At 74.7% G+C, this 364-nt stretch carries 1 pseudogene; it reads right to left on the bottom strand.

Annotated elements, in window-relative coordinates:
* Positions 1-16: 16 nt before the first annotated feature.
* Positions 17-364 (bottom strand): annotated as a pseudogene (locus C9J49_RS16875) (complex I NDUFA9 subunit family protein); the annotation flags it as partial.

Here is a 364-nt window from a genome sequence, read left to right as displayed (position 1 = left end):
GCTCGTCGAGCGGGGCTCAGCGGGCAGGCGACGCCAGGCTGTCCGGCAGGCCCTCGCGTAGCGAGCGCGGCCGGAGTCCCAGGTCGTCGAAGGTGCCGACACCGTCGGCGACCACGTTGTCGCGCTGCATGAGGATGATCTGATCGCGGGTCAGCGGCGGGCTCGGCAGCCGCGAGAGCCCGCCGGCCAGGGCCCGCCACAGCCAGAAGGGCACCGGCACCAGCGGACGTTCACGGCCGAGTCGGGCCATCACCAGCTCGACGATCTCCCGATAGCGCAGCACGTCGCCACCGCCGAGCTCGAACAGCCGCCGGGCCGGCGCCTCGGGGCCGGTCAGGCGGGCGAGGGCGCGCGCCACGTCGAT

The sequence above is a fragment of the Halomonas sp. SL1 genome, assembly GCF_003030865.2.
GTDB lineage: Bacteria > Pseudomonadota > Gammaproteobacteria > Pseudomonadales > Halomonadaceae > Halomonas > Halomonas halophila.
Note: the sequence above shows the minus strand (reverse complement) of the source record. Positions and strands in the feature narration are given on the sequence as shown.